Source organism: Streptomyces ficellus, from assembly GCF_030406405.1.
Classification (GTDB): Bacteria; Actinomycetota; Actinomycetes; order Streptomycetales; family Streptomycetaceae; genus Streptomyces; species Streptomyces ficellus_B.
In genome coordinates this window covers 22,058-38,251 of sequence record NZ_JAUEPL010000032.1, presented here as the reverse complement: position 1 = coordinate 38,251, position 16,194 = coordinate 22,058, and the positions used below count along the sequence as shown (strand labels likewise).

Genomic DNA, 16,194 nt, shown 5'->3' with positions numbered 1-16,194 from the left:
GATCATGTGGCCGCCGGATTGTCGGCTCGTTGTCTCCGGCATGGGGGGCGGGGTGATCTGACGAATGCGGATGGGTCCGGCCGGAACCGCACTTGCCGGTGTCGGGACAGCGTGGCGGCCGGTGGAACGATCACCGCCAGGTGATCAGCGGAATCCTGTCCGGGTGCGAACGGGCATACCCTAGCGAGACCTTGCCGAGCGTTTCGGCGGCTGGAAGACCGTCTATGAACGGCACCGGCGGTGGTCGGCGGACGGCACCTGGGACCGGATCCTGCGCGCTGTCCAGGCAGACGCCGACCTCGCCGGCCGGATCGACTAGGAGCATGGTCACCGTCGACTCGATGTTCTGCCGTGCCCACCAGCACGCGGTCGGGGCCCGCAAGAACAAGCCCCGTGTCTCGGAAAAGGACAACGTCTCGGCATCCCACCGCCCCGACGAAGGACTGGTCCCGGGGCCGACTGACCTGCCGAGCCGACCTCGCTGGTGAAGGGGGCTTCCATCCCATGGCGTTCCTGGTCAAGCCCGGTCAGTGGGGCCACGCACCGCAGATGACCGCGGTCCTCGGGCGCATCCGCGTTCCTGGCCCGCAGGATGGCGGCCGCGCAGGCGGCCGGACGGAACCTAGGGGGTGTCGACGGCCGCGGGCTGCGAGGTGCGCGCGACGACGAGGAGGAACAGTCCGCAGGCCGCCACGAGCAGCCATCCCGGACGCGACGCGGCGGCGAGGCCTGCGGGGCCGGCGCCCGCGACCAGCCCTCCGGCGACGGCGATACCGACCGCCGCACCAACCTGGCGCGCGGTGGAGGTGATCGCCCCGGCCACGCCGGCCCGGGACGGCGGCAGACCACTGACCGCGGTATTGGTCAGGGGGGCGTTGGCGAAGCCGAATCCGACGCCGATCAGCAGGTAGGCGAGGAGGATCAGCGGCACGCTCGTGTCCTGGCCCAGGTTCGTCAGGCACAGACCGCCGGCAGCGGTGCAGGCGCCCGCGAGGAGCAGCGGACGCCGAGGTCCGAGGCGTCCCACCAGGGTGCCGGCCAATGGCGCGCACAGGGTCGCCCCGAGTGCCATGGGCAGGGTCGCGGCGCCGGTCGCGAGGGGTGTCCAGCCGCGGGTGTGCTGGAGGTAGAGGGTATTGAGCAGCAGGCTCGCGTTCAGTGCGACGAACACCGCCATGGCGCCGAGCACCGCCGTTGCGAACGGTGGTCGGCGGAAGAGGACGAGGTCCATCAGGGGTTCGCTGCGGCGCAGCTCGACCAGGATGAACCCGGCCGTCGCCGCTGTGATCAGGGCGTAGCCGGCGAGGGCTGCGGGCGAGGCCCAGCCTATGCGGGGTCCTTCTATGAGGACGCCTACGAAGAGGCAGAGAGCCACGGTGAGGAGCACCTGGCCGGGCAGGTCGAGGCGCCGGGCGCGTTCTGCGCGGGACTCCGGCACGAACACGGCGACCAGGATGAGGGCGGCGAGGATGACCGGCGCGTTGATCCAGAACACCGAACGCCAGCCGAACGCGGCGATGAGCGCGCCGCCGGTGACGGGGCCCACCGCCATGCTGAGCCCGAAGATCGACGCCCACACGCCGATCGCCCGGGCCCGTTCCCGTGGGTCAGGCATCGCGTTCACCACGATCGCCAGGGCCACGGGGCTCAGCATCGAGGCCCCGATCCCCTGGACGGCCCGGGCGGCGACGAGCGTGCCTAGTGACGGGGCGAGGGCGCACGCGAGGGAGGCCAGTCCGAAGACGAGCAGTCCGCACTGGAAGATGCGGCGGCGTCCGAAGCGGTCCGCGAGTGCGCCGGAGACGATGAGGAGGCTGGCCAGGACCACGGTGTAGGCGTTGACGACCCACTCCAGGCCGCGGGTGCCCACGTCAAGGCCCTGCCCGATCTCGGGCAGGCCCACGTTGACGATGGTGGTGTCCACACCCACCAGGAACATGCTGAGCGCGCAGACTGCCAGCACCGTCCAGCGTCGGCGTGCGCTTAGCGGGGTGGGTGGGGCGGCCAGGGATGTCGTAAGCACGGGAGGTCCCCCTTCTACGGGATCGGCTGCCGCCCAGGCTCGGGTCGGGGGAGGGTCCAGGCACAGAAACTTTGCGAAGACTGCAAAATGGCCGCATGGACGCCGAACTTGCGGAACTCCTCGACAGCATCGGGCCACGGCTGCGCGCCTTGCGGCGCGACCGCGGTCTCACCCTCGAAACCCTCGCAACGGAGACCGGGATCTCCGTGAGCACGCTGTCGCGCCTGGAGTCGGGCCGGCGGCGTCCGACGCTCGACCTTCTCATCCCGCTCGCCCGGGCCCACCGCGTCGCGCTGGACCAGCTGGTGGCGGCTCCGGCCACCGGTGATCCGCGGGTCCATCTGAAGCCGCGGAGCCGGGAGCGCGGAAGCGTTCTGGTCCCGCTGACGCAGTACCCGGGCCGGGTCCAGGTCTTCAAGCAGGTGCTCGCGCACCGCGAACCGAGGTTGGTGACCCATTCCGGCTACGAATGGCTCTACGTGCTCGCCGGCAAACTCCGCCTCATCCTCGGGGAGCGCGAGGTCATTCTCCGGCCGGGCGAGGTGGCTGAGTTCGACACCAGTGAACCGCACTGGTTCGGCCCGGCCGACGCCGAAGCGGTGGAGATCCTGCACCTGTTCGGCCCCCACGGCGACCAGGCCGTCGTCCGCACCGGCCCGACGGCGAACGACTGAGGGGCGCCCCCTTCGGCGCACGGTGGGGGCCGACACCGGAAGAGGCGATGCCCCGGCCCATGGCCTCATGGGCCGGCCCCGGGCACGACCGGCGGCGACAGCGCGCCCCGGTCTCAGCGGGTGACTGGCAGGACAGCGCCTTGATCTGGGCAGCCTCAAGCGCCGTGAACGAAGGAGGGCGGCGGGACTACTGCGGTCGGCCAGCCCTGGTATGCCGTCCTCGGCGAACGGCCCCGCCACTTCCACACGGTGCGCATGAGCGTTCGCGGCAGCCAACGAGCAGGGGCCCCACCTCGCTGCCCCCGACATCCGACCAGGCACCACCACGTAGAGCGCGGGGCCCGAAGTCAACCCCACCCCGGAAGGACTTCCAGAACGGATCACTCAGTGGCTGGCGGGGGCCGAGTCGAAGCGGCGCTGCGCGGGGGGACGGCCGCGCACGGAACGGCTCGTGGACAAGACGCGCGGCAAACGTCAACCCAAGCCGACGCTCGGCTGCCCACCTCCCGACATGCTTCGGGGCAACTTCTGGCCGCTGTCGGTCGGCAAACGGGCCCACTGCGAATCGCCACGGTGTGCTGACAACGAGAGTCAGCACCTACAAACGCCCCCGCCCCGGCACACTCCCCGCCAGGCCGCCAAGCCGCCAGAACAGCGACAAGGTCTTCACCCCGGCGAGATCGTGCCGGAACCCGGGATCTACTAATGCGACTGCGGGCAGCTGGCGTCGGGGCGCTAATTCGTCAGCGGCCGGGCGGGGAGCCCAAACTCTCGCGCGCCAACTGGCGGCAAAGGCCGTAAGCCGAGGCTCCGCTGGCGTACTACAGGAGCTGGCTGACGATGAGCTGATGCCCGTTGGGGCCCGGCCCGCCGGCTACGTCGGCAGATAGGTCCGGGCGCGACCGGCCGCTACCGAGACCATGCGGGTGCTCACGCCGCCGCGCCCGCGAGACGAAGCGAAACAGCGGCGGCATTGGCAGTGCGTCAGACGAGCCAGCCCAGGAAGTGAGCAACGTCGGCAATCAGATCAGTGATGATGTTCATGATCTCTCAGCTCCTTTGCATGCATTGCTTACCGGCCCGGCTTTCCCCTGAGGAATCAGCCCGGCACCGTATCCGCGGTGTCGCCAACCACTTTGCACAAATTCGGGTGAGGTTACGCATATGGGGGCCGATAATCCTCCATTCGGCAGCAACGCCGCCTCGCCTTCAACGGAGCTGTTCCTGCCCGGTACTCGCTCGGGCCGATTCCGCGTACCTGCTTGAACGCGGTGCTCAAGGAGAAAGCGCTGGAGAAAGCCGACACGGCTCGCCACGGCGCCGATCGTCGCATCCGGTTCGTGGAGCATGGCGGCGGCCAGGGCGATGCGCTTTTCGCGCAGGTACGTCATCGGGGGCTGTCCGACCAGGGCGGTGAAGCGCCGCGCCAGCGCCGCGCGGGACACCTGGATCTTGGCTGCCAGGGCGTCGACCGTCCACGGATGGGCCGGGTCGGCGTCCAGCAGCCGCAGGGCGCGTCCGACTACCGGTCGCTGAGGGCGCGGTACCAGGGGGGAACCTCGGCGCCGGGTCGGGTGAACCAGGAGCGCAGGGCGGTGATGAGCATCAGGTCCAGCATGCGGTCGAGCAGAACCTGCCGGCCCGGGGCCGGGCGGGTGGCCTCCTCCAGCGCCGCGGGGCTGACCGGACAAACCCCCTGACCCTCCGGGATGACAGTGAGCGGGGGCAGTGCCGCGAGCAGCCGGCCGGGGGCGCCGACCTCCATGGTGTACAGGCCGTTCAGCAGCACTGTGTCGTCCGGTCCGCATGCGCCCCACGTGCCCACGTCACGCGTGGTGCAGCGTCCACCGGGGCGAATGATGACGTCCGGTCCAGTGACCGGATCGCGCGCGATCACGTACGGAGCACCGCCGCTGAGTACCGCGACATCCCCTGGGCCGAGCCGCGCCGGCTGACCGACGTGGGGGCGCACCCAGGCGGGACCGTGCATGGGCACCGCCAGCGCGAGCGGGGAGCCGTCCTCGAAGCGCACCGCCCAACTTCCGGACCGAGAGGACTGGTTGAATACCGCGCCCGTGGTGCGCACGCCGTTGAGGAGATCCGTCAGTGGGTCCGTGTCGGCCTGCGTCTGGGCGTCCATGCCAGGCAGCGTGGAGGAACGCGTATGGAGGTGAGCGTGCTGGCCATGGCCGTGCCGTGTGGCGGCTGGTTCGCTGGAGGTCATGAGCAACGAGACGATCCTGGTGACCGGCGCCACCGGCAAGACCGGTCGCCGCGTGGTGCGGCAGCTTCGCGACAAGGCGGTGCCGGTACGGGCGGCGGCCCGCTCTGGCGAGGTTCGCTTCGGCTGGAGCGACCGCGGCACCTGGGAGCCCGCCCTTGAGGGTGTGACGGGCCTCTACCTCGTCGCACCCCACCTCGGAGACCCACAGGCGGCCGAGGACTGTGCCTCCACCTCGTCCGCGTCGACCACGGCTCGTCGGTCGCCAACGCCGTCGCCCGCCGCCTGGTCGTGCCGCCGCACCGGGCCGGGGGCCAGGCCCAGTTCGTCGCCGCCCCGGTGCCCGCCCGGGACGACCACCCTCTCGGCGCGCTACTCGCCTGGGTCATCGAACGCCTCGGCCACCCGCTCACCGTGGAGGACTTGGCACGCCAGGCACGGATGAACTCACGCCACCTCGGCCGCCACTTCAGGGCGGCGACCGGCACCACCCCACTGCAATGGCTGCTCACTCAACGCATCCGCCGCGCCCAGGAGCTGCTGGAGACCATTGATGACAGTGTCGACGCCGTCGCGGCGGCTGTCGGCATGGGCACGGCCACGACGCTGCGCCGACACTTCAACCGCACTGTCGGCGTGCCACCGGACACCTACCGCCGCACCTTCCGATCCCGATCCCGGCCCCGCCCCGGCCCGGACGACCGCCCGCAACCCTCACGACAGTGAGCCGGGGCGAGCCGGGCAGGGGGCTGGTAACGTCCGCGACCGGCCGGGCCCAAGGACGGCGCCCGAGCGGGGCTTCCTGACCGGTCGGTACACAGCAGTCGCGGGTCGGGCGGATACCGGCGTGCGGTGCAGTCAGCCTCGTCTCGCCGGGCGGACCTGGAATCGCAGCTGCGGCGCAGAACGTCACCGCCGGCCGGCCCGTCGTGGCCTGGTTGCGGCACCGGAGCGATGACGTGGTGCTGATCCCCAGCACCTGGCGCCCGCCAGCGGTAGGTGGAGGAGAACGTCGCAGCCCCGGCCGTCAAGCTGTCCGGCCGAGGCCCCGCGGCCATCGAGGCCGCCGCCCCGCCGGAGCGTGGACGGTGAACGACAGGCCGCCCTTCGCCGGGCAGCCCGCCATCGGCACCTAAGCCTGGCGGTCGCCCCGGGTGAGCGCTTGCGGTCGGCCAGGGTGGTGTGGCTGTAGGTAATCGACTCGCGCGGCAGTTCCCTCGGCAACGGCATGCCGCGCCGGAACCCCTCGTACCCCCCTCGCCAGACGGGGCGCTCGCGCCGAAGCGGAAGCCGAAGCCGAAGCGGTCGAGGAAGCGGCGGCCGGTGCGCCGAGGCCGTGCGACAGGCCGGTGCGGTGTGAGCCGGGGGTGGCCGTCCAGGGTTGCTCCCGCCCTGCGGGGCGCTTTTTGTGCGGGCATCGTGGAACGCCGCACGCGCGGCGACGGGCGCGCCGTACGATGAAGGAAGACAGCCGTTTCGGGCTTCTCGTCTTCGTCTGCCGAGCAGCAGGACCGCGGCCCTCTCATCATCGAGGCCGACGGGCGGATACGGGCTCCCCCCGTCCGATGGGTCTTGCCATGGCCGCGGTTCCTGATTCCACGCGCATGCTCCGAGGGCTGCTGCGGGAAAGTCACTTGATCACCTTCGAGCAGTTGCCCGCTGTGATCCAGCGGCATGCCGCCCAGGCGGGTCTGCGCCGGACGTACCTCTACGTCTCAGACCTCCAGGAGGAGGTGCTCCGGGAGGCCACTGGTGAGGGGATCGACGCCGGCCGAGGCGGGCAGGAGCTGCGCATCGACGCCACCTTGGCAGGCCGCGTCTTCCAGAGCGCGGAGGCCCTGTCCGCCTCCGCCGATGGCCAACGGCAGCATTGGTTGCCCATTCTGGACGGCACCGAACGCCTGGGCGTGCTCCGCGTCGACACCCTTGATGATCCGGACGAGGCGGCTAAGGAAGCCATGCGGGATCTGGCATCGCTGGTGGGCATGCTCCTGGTGTCCAAGCGCACCCACAGCGACTCCTACGCCCGCCTCACCCGCATCAACCCCATGTCGGTCTCCGCCGAGATGCAGTGGACCCTGATGCCGCCGAGAACCTTCGCCGACCACCGCGTGACCATCGCCGCCGCCATGGAACCGGCGTACGCCACCGCCGGTGACGCCTACGACTACGCTCTGGCCGGCGACACCGCCCACCTGGCCATCTTCGACGCCATGGGCCACGACACGGCCGCCGGACTGACCGCCAACCTCGCCATGGCCACCTGCCGCAACCAACGGCGGCAAGGCGCCGGCCTCACCGAAGCGGCTCAGGCCATCGAAACCATCCTCGTCGAACAGTTCTTCCGCAACCGGTACGCCACCGGAATCCTGGCCGACCTCGACCTCGCCACCGGACTGCTCACATGGATCAGCTGCGGGCACCACCCACCCGTCCTCATCCGCGGCGGACGCTGGACCACCACCTTGGCCTGCACCCCGGCCCACCCGCTGGGCACGGACCTGGGGCTTCCCTTGGTCTCCTGCCGGGAACAGCTCGAGCCCGGTGACCGGCTCCTGCTCTACACCGACGGCATCACCGAAGCACGTGACGCCGACGGCCACGAATTCGGACGCGAGCGCTTCGTCGACTTCATCATTCGCCACCAGGCCGACAACCTACCCGTACCGGAAACGCTGCGTCGCCTCGTACGGGCGGTCCTCAACCACCACGACGGCAAACTGAACGATGACGCCACCGTGCTGCTGTGCGAATGGCGTGGGCCCGCAGGAGGCGCTGAGCCATCTCTGCGACTGCCCGTCTAGACGAGCGCAGCTGCCCTGTCCGGCTCCCACTGCCCGTTGTGGTCCTGGCCCACCCGGGGTGGCCTTGCCCCATTTGCGGTGGGCTTGCCGCCAGCTGGTGTCCCGCCTTCGCCGGGAAGCCGGGCACGGACTGCACGGACTGCACGGACTGCATGGGCTCCGAGGGCGACAGCGAGCACACCGGCGAAGTGCGCCTGGCCGCCGATGCGGCACAGGCTGCTGTCAGCGGCAGACAGCCGGCAGGCAGATGGCAGGCCCAGGGTTGGGCACGAGACAGCGTCCCCGTGCCCAACCCTGGGCCTGCTCCGGCTCACCCGGAGCGGTCGCCGTCGCCTGCGTCGGTGGGGAGTGGACGGGGCTCGAGCGGCCGGTTGGCGGGGCCTTGGACGACCGTGCCGTCGGTGGCGAACCGGGAGCCGTGGCAGGGGCATTCCCAGGCCCGCTCGGCGTCGTTGAAATGCACGATGCAACCGAGGTGGGTGCACCGTGCGGACACCGCGTGGACGGCACCGTCCTCGTCGCGGTAGACCGCGCAGCGGCGCCCCTCGACGCGCACGACGGCCCCTGTGCCCGGGGCGATGTCCTCCACGCTGTCGGCGTGCGAGGCGGGGAGTCGGTCGCCGACGAAGTGCTTGACGACAGATGCTTGCAGTTTGAGGAGGGACGGAGCCTCGCGCAGGGGGTGCAGGCGCCGCGGGTCATACAGCCCGCTCCAGGGCAGTTCCTCGCCGGAGATATGGGCGGCGAGGAGGCGGCCGGACATGACGCCGTTGCTCATGCCCCACGCACCGTAGCCGGTCGCGACGTAGACGTGCTTCGCACCGGGGTGGAAACGGCCGACGTAGGGCACCCGGTCGGTGGTCGTGTTGTCCTGTGCCGCCCACCGGTGAGTGATCGTGGCACCGGGGAAGCGGTCGCGCGTCCACGCGGCGAGCTGCTCGTACCGCCGGCTCACGTCGCCGACGCCCGGTTTGAACTTCTCCCCGGTGATGATGAGCAGCCGCCGCCCCTCGCCGTACGGCGCGGTTCGCACCGAGCGGGTGTTCTGCTCCTGCGTGATGTACATCCCGTGCGGATCGTGTTCGGCGGGGACCGAGGCCGCGATGACGAGCTCGCGACTCGGTTCGAGGCGGGCGAACAGCATCGCGCGGTCGAAGACCGGGTAGTGCGTGGCGACGACGACGTCGCGAGCGGTGACCGTCGACCCGCCCTCGGTGGTGAGCCGGCACGGCTCGCCCTCGTCGAGGGAGACGACGCGGGTGCGTTCAAAGATCTGTCCGCCGCGGCCGAGCAGGTCCGAGGCCAGCGCGAGCAGGTACTTGCGCGGATGGAACTGCGCCTGGTCCTCGAAGCGCACCGCTCCCGCGACGGGATAGGGCAGCCCCGTCTCCGTGACGAACGACGCCGGGAGGCCCGCGTCGCGCGCGGCCTCTGCCTCGGCCCGGATCTGGTCCACCTGTTCGGAGGATTCGGCGTACGCGTACGCCGGGACACGCTCCAGCTCGCAGTCGATTCCCAGCTGCGCCGACACTTCGGCGACGTACTCCACCGCTTCCTGCTGCGAGCGCGCGTACATCCGCGCGCCTTCGGCCCCGAACGACTTCTGCAGCTGAGCGTAGATCAGCCCGTGCTGGGAGGAGAGCTTGGCGGTGGTGTAGCCCGTGACTCCCGCGGCGATGCGGTCCGCTTCAAGCAGGGCGACGCTGCGTCCCGTGCGTGCGACTTCCCACGCGGTGCAGATGCCGGCGATGCCGCCGCCGACCACTGCCACGTCGACGTCGAGGTCGGCTGTCAGGGCGGGATGGTCAGCGCCTGCCGCGGACTCCATCCAGTACGACTCGTAGCTGCCGGGCAGTTGCGTCATATGGGGCTCACCATTCCTTGTCTGTTGCGCAGCTGCGGCCCGCACGGGGGCTTCGGTGCGGGGGCGCCGTTGTCCGCTTCCTCGGGTTCCGGACTTCCGGTGGTGGCGTCGGGGCGCCAGGTACCCGGCGGCCGGCCGGCCAAACGCCACAGGCGCCGCCCCGCCGTCGCCGCCGTCGCCGACATCGCCGACATCGCCGACATCGCGCCTCAACGACCACGGCCTCGTGATCGGCACGTCCGAGAGCCGGAGGCTTCCGGCTCACGCGTGACCCCCTACGGCCGCGCCGCCGGATGTCCACAGCGAAGAGGCTGCCACGGCGCGGCGCAAACGGCCTGGCGCCTCGCCGACGCCGCCAGCGGTGCGGTCGCTGACATGCACGGGGCCGACTCGTCCCCTTGCGGCGACCGCGCTCGCGCCCGTCCGTACTGCCGACGGCGGTCGCCGACCGGTCCGCCGTCGGCCTGGCGGCGGACCGCGCGTACCCGTGATACCGCGCCCGGGAGCCGCTGCCTGGACTCGGGTCACGCGCCCCGTGAGCGGTCCCAGGTGCTCCGGATGCACGGGGGCAGCCGGCGGCGGAGGGTAGGGGTATGGCCGTGCACCCGCCCGTGATCGTCTATCCGCCGAGCCCGACGGGCGGCCGCCGGGTGCGCGTGGACGGGGAGATCCTGGGATTGGCGTACGGGCTTGCGGATATGGCGCGGTTCCTGAGGCGTGCCGGTCTTGAGCTCGACGAGTTCGGTGTCGCCCAGTCGGCGTTGATCGAGTGGCGGGGTGGCGGTCCGTACGTCTGGGGTGCCTCCCCACCATAGCGGCATGCCCGCTCTCGGCTGAGCACCTTCATGCCCTGATGAGCGAACCTGCGTTTACGTGGCGGCCAAAGGGACACACAGTAAACGTGCCGCGGTGCCCACTTCCGGTTGTGAGGGAGTACGGGGACACAGCACCGCGGGGGCGCGCCTCCGGGTGCTCGACACCGCGGCACACCACTGCACTACGGCAGCGCAGCCATCCGGCCGAGCGTGGGCCAACGCGCCACGCAGAGCCGATGGACGGGAATGCGACGACTTGCGTCGCATCTGACGGGTATCCGCAACGCATGGCAGACGATCACAGCATTGCGTTGCTCTCGCCCCGGCGCCGCCGGGAACCCCGCACCGGACACGCGGGCGCAGTCACCCCGTCCAGGACTCTGTCACCGCTTCGGAGCGTCCGGTGACGGCCGATGAGATGCGGGCCGCGCGGCTGGTGGCGGAGGCCGCTGCGGGCGCCGCGCCGGAGGAGCTTCCGCGACGCCTGTGCGGCGCGGCGTGCGAGGGGCTCGGGGCGGACGGAGCGACGCTGTCGCTGCTGACCGACACGCCCTCGCGCCAGCTGCTGGCGGCCTCGGATTCCACCGCACTGCTGCTTGAGGAAGTCCAGTTCACCGTGCTGGAGGGCCCCTGCATCAGTGCCGCGGCCAGCGGCGAACCGGTGATCGTGGACGACCTGGACCACGAGCCCACGCCATGGCCGCTGTTCGGAGCGAACATGCGTGAGAAGCTGCCGCAGGTCAAAGCCGTGTACGCGTTCCCGGTGTACTTCGGCGACTACGTACTCGGAACCATGGACCTTCTGGCCCTTCGGCCCCGCGCCCTGCCCGAAGACGCGGTGCGGCAGGCGCCGGAGGTGGCCGACGCTGTCGCCGCAGCCCTCCTCCCGGCCCGCCGGCAGTTGCTGTCGGGAATGGAGGCCCCCGCCTGGGAGCCGACGGAAGACATCCGCGCCCACTGGTTCGACACCCACCGTGCGGTCGGCATGGTGGCCTCGCACAAGGAGATCAGCCCCGAGGATGCCCTGGCGCTCATGCGTGCACGAGCGTTCCGCACAGGTCGGACCCTGGCGGACATCACCGCGGACATCCTCGGCCAGCCACGTAACGAGTCAGGGCTCTAGCAGGAGTACGCATCCCAGGACGGACGCGTCCAGCTCTGGGCCCCGGGCGCTGACGTAGACCCGCGGGCAGTCCACCGTCGACCGCAAGTCCTCATAGCCGTGCTGAGCGCCCCCCTGCCAAGGCGCTTGATGATCTCGGTGAAGCCGCCACGCGAGAAACTGTCATTTCCAGCCATCGTCCCCGCCAGGTCCGCATGGAGTGACGCGCTTGGGGAAGCAGCGGGTCGTCCGGGGCGACGCGCCTCATTGGTGTGCGAAGGAGATTGGTTGTGCTGACGGCTCACCCGGTGTTCCTGTCGAGGCTCATCAAGGAGTACGAGACACTCAAGGCCCTCCATGGGCAGGCAGGTACCCCTGAGGTTCAGCGGCGTCTGGAGGATGTCACCTACACCTTGTGCGTCTCCACCGGCACACGAGACGGTGAGTCCGCCCTCGTCGCCGCCCGCCACCAGCTGCTCGGTACGCACCCCGAAGACGGCCCGCTGCTCACCACCTGAGGGAATCGCCGCCCTCCCCTCGCGGCTCCCCCACCCTGGTCCTCCAGGCCCCCGCCGGCCTTGGTCGACCCATCGCAGACATAGCTGGGGACGTCGTCCGCGTCTGTCAACCGCCCGTCAACGGCTGTGGGAATCCCTCCGGGGCAACGGCCCCACGTCGGAACGGCGACCGGGCCGGAGTGCGGCGTGGCGCTGCCCGGGGCCGGGGCCGTTGCGGGCTGCCAGGGCGTCGGCGACGACGCCGGTCGCGAATGCGTACACGGCCTTGTGCAGCAGATCCACCACCAGTTCCTTGCGGGGCCAGGTGGGCGGCGGGGCGCCGACGCCGGTGGCGTTCTCCAGGATCTGGTCGTTGGTGAGGCGAACGACGGCGAACTGCGCCGAGGACACCGGTCCGCGCAGCCCCGCCTGAGCCATGACCGAGCGAAGGACGCCCAGAGCCGCCGCTTGGCCGAAGTGCATGGTCCAGTTCACCGGCAGCGGCTGTTTCCCGGGCCGCTCGGCCATGCCGGTCAGGCGCTCCAGGACACGTGCGGGGACGTGGGAATCGGGCCGACCGGTCATCCGCTGTTCGATCTTCTCACCCAGCGTCATCACCAGGCCCCCCGCCGTCCCGGCCACCAGTCCTTGCCACAGCGCGCGCTTCATCATGCTGCCGCAAGTACCCCACCGAACCGCATTCACCCCACCCGACCGCGACCGGGGCGAAGAGGTGGATTGCTACACGACTCATCCGCACACGGCCGCCGGTGCCGCGTCAGGCCGCCCGACGCGGCACCGGGGGCACCGGGGGCACCGGGCGGAAGCCCAGCACCCATGACGGCAGGACGCGCCCCCGGCGGGCGGTGAGCGCGGTGGCAGGGCAGACGTACCCATGGGACCGTGGGACGGGGGACGTCGAGCCTGCGCGTCCGTGCCTCCGGATCACACCGCCCTCCGGATCAGACCGCGCCCAAACCCTCGGCGGGAAGCGCAGCCGACTCTCGCGCGCGCCGCGTTCGTCCGGCCGACCAGCCACGTACGGAGGATCGATCCCATGTCGATGATCGAAAAGATGCTCGAAGCCTACCCGGCCGAAACGGGGTTGCCGCCCAAGGCCCTCGCCGAGGCCGTCGACAAGCTGTACGAGTGCGCCGGCGTCTGCCTGGCCTGTGCCGACGCGGCCGCCGCCGAACAGGATCCCGAGAAGATCGCGATGTCCGGGAAGTGCATGCGGACGAATCACGACTGCGCCGACCAGTGCACCGTCGCCGCCCGCGTCCTCGCACGCCAGACCGGCTACGACGCGCCGACGACGATGGCTGTGATCGAGGCGACGCGTACCGTCCTCCGGGCGAGCTGCGACGCCTGTGAGGAGTTCGCGGACACGCCGTACACCCAGTTGTCCGCCAAGGTGTGCCGTGAGATGGAGAAGCTGCTCGGAGAGCTGGTCAAGCAGATGAATGCGAGCAAGGGGTCCGAGGATTTTCCCACGTCGCCACCCAGTGCGACGACCCCGGCCGGAGCGTCGTTGAGCATCGAGAACGAGCCACCGGAGGACGTCTGACACCGACCGCGGCGACGTCGGGTAGGGCGGCGTTCCGGCGGCGGGGCGGTCGTGCCGCCCCCATCGCACCGGATGTGAGCGTCGGTCCGTGATGGTTCGGCCCACGCCACCGGCCGCCGGGTGGCGGCCCACCCAGACGCCGGCCGCGGAGCTTTGTGCCCGCGCCCGGAACGCACAGGGCCGGGCCGGGCACTCGCCGCCGTGCCGTGCCGGGACTTCGCCCAGCTGGTCCGGCAGCCGTTGGTCCGGCAGCCGTTCGCCGACGCCCCCGGCAAGGAAGGAAACTCGTGAGTCACAGCATGAGCCGGATCCTGCTCACCGGGTGGTTCAGTTTCCTCCATGGCGAAGTCACCGCCGGAGACGAACTGGCTCTGCGGCGGGTGGAGGACCTGCTCGACCGCGAAGGCCTGCCCTATGACACGGCGTGGAGCCCGGGGTACCGGCCGCAGGGCCTCCATCTCGAAGACGTCTCCCCCAGCAGGTACGGGGCCCTGGTGTTCATCTGCGGACCACTGCACGGCCCGCTCATCGAGCAACTGCACAGTCGGTTCTCCCACTGCGTGCGTATCGCCGTGGGCACGAGCGTCATTGAGCCCGAGGCACCGGCGGCGACCGGCTTCCACCACGTGCTGGCCCGCAGCGGTGGCCACGGGCCCCCGGTGCTCGACCTCGCCGCCTCGGCAGCCACGAAGGGCCTGCCTCCGGTAGCCGGTGTCATCCTCACGCAGGGACAGAAGGAGTACGGCGCTCGCCGTAGGCACAGCGTGGTCGCGGATGCCGTGCAGGACTGGCTGTCGGGCAGGGACATCGCGCGGATCCCACTCGAAACCCGGCTGGCCCATGGCGATCCCCACCACTTCGGGACGCCGGAACAGCTCATGGCCGTGCTTTCCCGGCTCGATGCCGTGATCACCAACCGGTTGCACGGGCTGGTGCTGGCGCTGCGCGCGGGCACACCGGTTCTCGCGGTGGACCCCGTGCAGGGTGGCGCGAAGGTCACCGCGCAAGCCCGGGCCTGTCAGTGGCCCGCCGTCATACCGGCCGAGGCGGCGGGTCCCGCCGGTTTCGACCGCTGGTGGGCCTGGTGTTTGGAGCAAGGCCGGGCACACGCCGCTGAACACCGCCGCAGGTTTCTGGAAGCGCCCGACAACCGGCTCACCGACCCGCTCCTTGGCCTGCTCAAGCAGGTGGGTACCACCGGCCACAGCGGCGCGCCGGTCTGACCCGTACCGCGTCGCCCTGCGGGCCGATGCATGCTCAAGGTCGGGGGTTCATTGCCGAGGGTGCGGCAACACGTAGCCTGGAAGCACGAAGCGACAGGGCCGTGCGAACGCATGTCAGTGCGTGCGTCGTGCAACCCCCGGCGGGCCGATCGGCCCGCTTAACCTGTGTGGTCAACGGGAGCGCGCTCATGTCCACTGAAACACTTATGGAGAGCAGCCGGGCCGGCTCCGGCGGGCCGACCTCGCCGTCCATCACGGTCACGTTCCAGATCCGCCGCCTGATCACGCGGCGGGTCTGACCCGTGCGGAAGACCTGCACGTGGCAGCACATCGTACGTTGGGACGCGGTGGCTGGTCACAAGGTCCTGAGCCTTGAGTCCGGGTGGGAGGCTCCCGACGGGCCCGCGGTCGTCATGGTTCCCGGGCTTGGTGCCCCGGGGTACCTGTTGGACACCTTGGAGCGGTGCGGCACGTGGAGTAATGCGTTCCTGCTGGACGTCCCCGGCTACGGTCACGATGAGGAACGGGCGTGCCGGCCGCGTATCAAGGACCTGTCGGATGTCGTAGCGGCCTGGATTGCCGCCATGGCTCGGCTGCCGGTCGTCCTGGTGGGTCACTCCACCGGAGCACAGGTGGCGCTTCGCGTCGCGGTCGACAATCCGGGCTCGGTGCGATCGCTCGTCCTCATGGGCCCCACGTTCCCGCCGGCGCTGCGCCGTACATCGCCCCTGCTCCGCGCCCTGGCACGCACACTGCCGCATGAATCGGCCGGTGAGGTGCCGGCTGTCGCCCCCTACTACGCCCGCGCGGGCGCCGGTGAACTCGTCCGCTACCTGCGATCGGCCCAGCGGGACGAGCCCGAGCGCCTCGTTCCGCGGGTCACCTGCCCCGTGTGGGTGGTGCGGGGCGCGCACGACGCGTTGGCGCCGCGGAAGTGGGTGGACGAGCTGGCCGCCCACTGCCCGCGAGGACAAACGGTGACCATGCCCGGGGCCCACAACTTCCCCTACCGGCACAGCGGTCACACCGCCGCGCTGATCGCCGAGGCCGCTGCGCACCGCTGAAGCGACGAAGCGACGAAGTTGGTGAGGTGACTCGGATGCTCCTGCCGCCAGGGGGACTTCACCCATTCTCGCCGGTGTCGCTGTCCTGGCGGTGGGGCAGGGCTGCACAGTCACAGCTTCCTCGGGCTTCGCCCGACGTCGGCTGCTCCTGTGCCTGTTCCGGCGGCCGACCGACCCAGAACTCAGGCAGGTGATCGGCACAGTCGCCCTCTTCGGGCAACTGCTCGGTTTCTGTTGGGTCAATGTCGTCGTCCATGGAAGCCCCCATGCCTGGGCAACGCGTCGATGACTACCCGTCACGGGCCGGCACTCGCTGGTGCGCACACAGGCCTGCTGCACC

General features: G+C 70.7%; 11 protein-coding genes and 4 pseudogenes. 10 read left to right on the top strand and 5 right to left on the bottom strand.

Translation table 11 applies throughout. The features are described from left to right. Positions 1 to 18: 18 nt before the first annotated feature. Positions 19 to 768, top strand: a pseudogene (locus QWM81_RS20400) (IS5 family transposase); the annotation flags it as partial. A gap of 52 nt (positions 769 to 820) precedes the next feature. Here the strand turns inward: QWM81_RS20400 and QWM81_RS20395 are convergent. Next, positions 821 to 1,939 (bottom strand): annotated as a pseudogene (locus QWM81_RS20395) (MFS transporter); the annotation flags it as partial. Positions 1,940 to 2,118: 179 nt separating this feature from the next. Here QWM81_RS20395 and QWM81_RS20390 point away from each other — a divergent pair. After that, positions 2,119 to 2,697: a helix-turn-helix domain-containing protein gene (locus tag QWM81_RS20390; RefSeq protein ID WP_290113602.1), complete on the top strand. Its 579-nt coding sequence runs from the start codon at positions 2,119 to 2,121 to the stop codon at positions 2,695 to 2,697. 1,156 nt (positions 2,698 to 3,853) lie between these two features. Here QWM81_RS20390 and QWM81_RS29280 read toward each other — a convergent pair. Next, a pseudogene (locus QWM81_RS29280) lies at positions 3,854 to 4,837 on the bottom strand (AraC family transcriptional regulator). A gap of 303 nt (positions 4,838 to 5,140) precedes the next feature. Here QWM81_RS29280 and QWM81_RS20380 point away from each other — a divergent pair. Then, positions 5,141 to 5,644 (top strand): annotated as a pseudogene (locus tag QWM81_RS20380) (helix-turn-helix domain-containing protein); the annotation flags it as partial. A gap of 878 nt (positions 5,645 to 6,522) precedes the next feature. Next, the gene (locus tag QWM81_RS20375; protein ID WP_290113646.1) at positions 6,523 to 7,722 is read left to right on the top strand and encodes a PP2C family protein-serine/threonine phosphatase; all 1,200 of its coding nucleotides are present in this window, start codon (positions 6,523 to 6,525) and stop codon (positions 7,720 to 7,722) included. Between the two features lie 310 nt (positions 7,723 to 8,032). Here QWM81_RS20375 and QWM81_RS20370 read toward each other — a convergent pair whose 3' ends face one another. Continuing rightward, positions 8,033 to 9,586, bottom strand: a complete 1,554-nt coding sequence (locus QWM81_RS20370; RefSeq protein WP_290113600.1) for an FAD-dependent oxidoreductase — start codon at positions 9,584 to 9,586, stop codon at positions 8,033 to 8,035. A 593-nt stretch (positions 9,587 to 10,179) separates the two neighbouring features. On the opposite strand from QWM81_RS20370, the gene QWM81_RS20365 reads away from it, so the two are divergent. From QWM81_RS20365 to QWM81_RS20355, 3 genes are all read left to right on the top strand, one after another. Beyond that, positions 10,180 to 10,401: a hypothetical protein gene (locus QWM81_RS20365; protein WP_290113598.1), complete on the top strand. Its 222-nt coding sequence runs from the start codon at positions 10,180 to 10,182 to the stop codon at positions 10,399 to 10,401. Between the two features lie 403 nt (positions 10,402 to 10,804). Further along, the gene (locus tag QWM81_RS20360; RefSeq protein WP_290113596.1) at positions 10,805 to 11,524 is read left to right on the top strand and encodes a GAF and ANTAR domain-containing protein; all 720 of its coding nucleotides are present in this window, start codon (positions 10,805 to 10,807) and stop codon (positions 11,522 to 11,524) included. A gap of 269 nt (positions 11,525 to 11,793) precedes the next feature. Continuing rightward, positions 11,794 to 12,021: a DUF5133 domain-containing protein gene (locus QWM81_RS20355; protein ID WP_290113595.1), complete on the top strand. Its 228-nt coding sequence runs from the start codon at positions 11,794 to 11,796 to the stop codon at positions 12,019 to 12,021. A 117-nt stretch (positions 12,022 to 12,138) separates the two neighbouring features. On the opposite strand, the gene QWM81_RS20350 is transcribed toward QWM81_RS20355, so the two are convergent. Then, complete coding sequence (locus QWM81_RS20350; protein WP_290113593.1) at positions 12,139 to 12,672, bottom strand: hypothetical protein; 534 nt, start codon at positions 12,670 to 12,672, stop codon at positions 12,139 to 12,141. A 385-nt stretch (positions 12,673 to 13,057) separates the two neighbouring features. Here QWM81_RS20350 and QWM81_RS20345 point away from each other — a divergent pair, with 385 nt between their 5' ends. From QWM81_RS20345 to QWM81_RS20335, 3 genes are all read left to right on the top strand, one after another. After that, positions 13,058 to 13,567 carry a four-helix bundle copper-binding protein gene (locus QWM81_RS20345; RefSeq protein ID WP_290113591.1) on the top strand — a complete coding sequence of 170 codons (510 nt, stop codon included), beginning with the start codon at positions 13,058 to 13,060 and terminating at the stop codon, positions 13,565 to 13,567. A 299-nt stretch (positions 13,568 to 13,866) separates the two neighbouring features. Beyond that, positions 13,867 to 14,790, top strand: a complete 924-nt coding sequence (locus QWM81_RS20340; protein ID WP_290113589.1) for a polysaccharide pyruvyl transferase family protein — start codon at positions 13,867 to 13,869, stop codon at positions 14,788 to 14,790. Between the two features lie 413 nt (positions 14,791 to 15,203). Next, entirely contained in the window at positions 15,204 to 15,854 is a 651-nt protein-coding gene (locus tag QWM81_RS20335; RefSeq protein WP_290113645.1) for an alpha/beta fold hydrolase, read from the top strand. 58 nt (positions 15,855 to 15,912) lie between these two features. Here QWM81_RS20335 and QWM81_RS20330 read toward each other — a convergent pair whose 3' ends face one another. Next, complete coding sequence (locus QWM81_RS20330) at positions 15,913 to 16,110, bottom strand: hypothetical protein (protein WP_290113588.1); 198 nt, start codon at positions 16,108 to 16,110, stop codon at positions 15,913 to 15,915. Positions 16,111 to 16,194: the final 84 nt, after the last annotated feature.

Bases quoted from the DNA above. Each gene is read 5' to 3' on its own strand.
- QWM81_RS20390 (WP_290113602.1), top strand. From the start codon at position 2,119: ATGGACGCCGAACTTGCGGAACTCCTCGACAGCATCGGGCCACGGCTG.
- QWM81_RS20375 (WP_290113646.1), top strand. From the start codon at position 6,523: ATGCTCCGAGGGCTGCTGCGGGAAAGTCACTTGATCACCTTCGAGCAG.
- QWM81_RS20370 (WP_290113600.1), bottom strand. From the start codon at position 9,586: ATGACGCAACTGCCCGGCAGCTACGAGTCGTACTGGATGGAGTCCGCG.
- QWM81_RS20365 (WP_290113598.1), top strand. From the start codon at position 10,180: ATGGCCGTGCACCCGCCCGTGATCGTCTATCCGCCGAGCCCGACGGGC.
- QWM81_RS20350 (WP_290113593.1), bottom strand. From the start codon at position 12,672: ATGATGAAGCGCGCGCTGTGGCAAGGACTGGTGGCCGGGACGGCGGGG.
- QWM81_RS20345 (WP_290113591.1), top strand. From the start codon at position 13,058: ATGTCGATGATCGAAAAGATGCTCGAAGCCTACCCGGCCGAAACGGGG.
- QWM81_RS20340 (WP_290113589.1), top strand. From the start codon at position 13,867: ATGAGCCGGATCCTGCTCACCGGGTGGTTCAGTTTCCTCCATGGCGAA.
- QWM81_RS20335 (WP_290113645.1), top strand. From the start codon at position 15,204: ATGGTTCCCGGGCTTGGTGCCCCGGGGTACCTGTTGGACACCTTGGAG.
- QWM81_RS20330 (WP_290113588.1), bottom strand. From the start codon at position 16,110: ATGGACGACGACATTGACCCAACAGAAACCGAGCAGTTGCCCGAAGAG.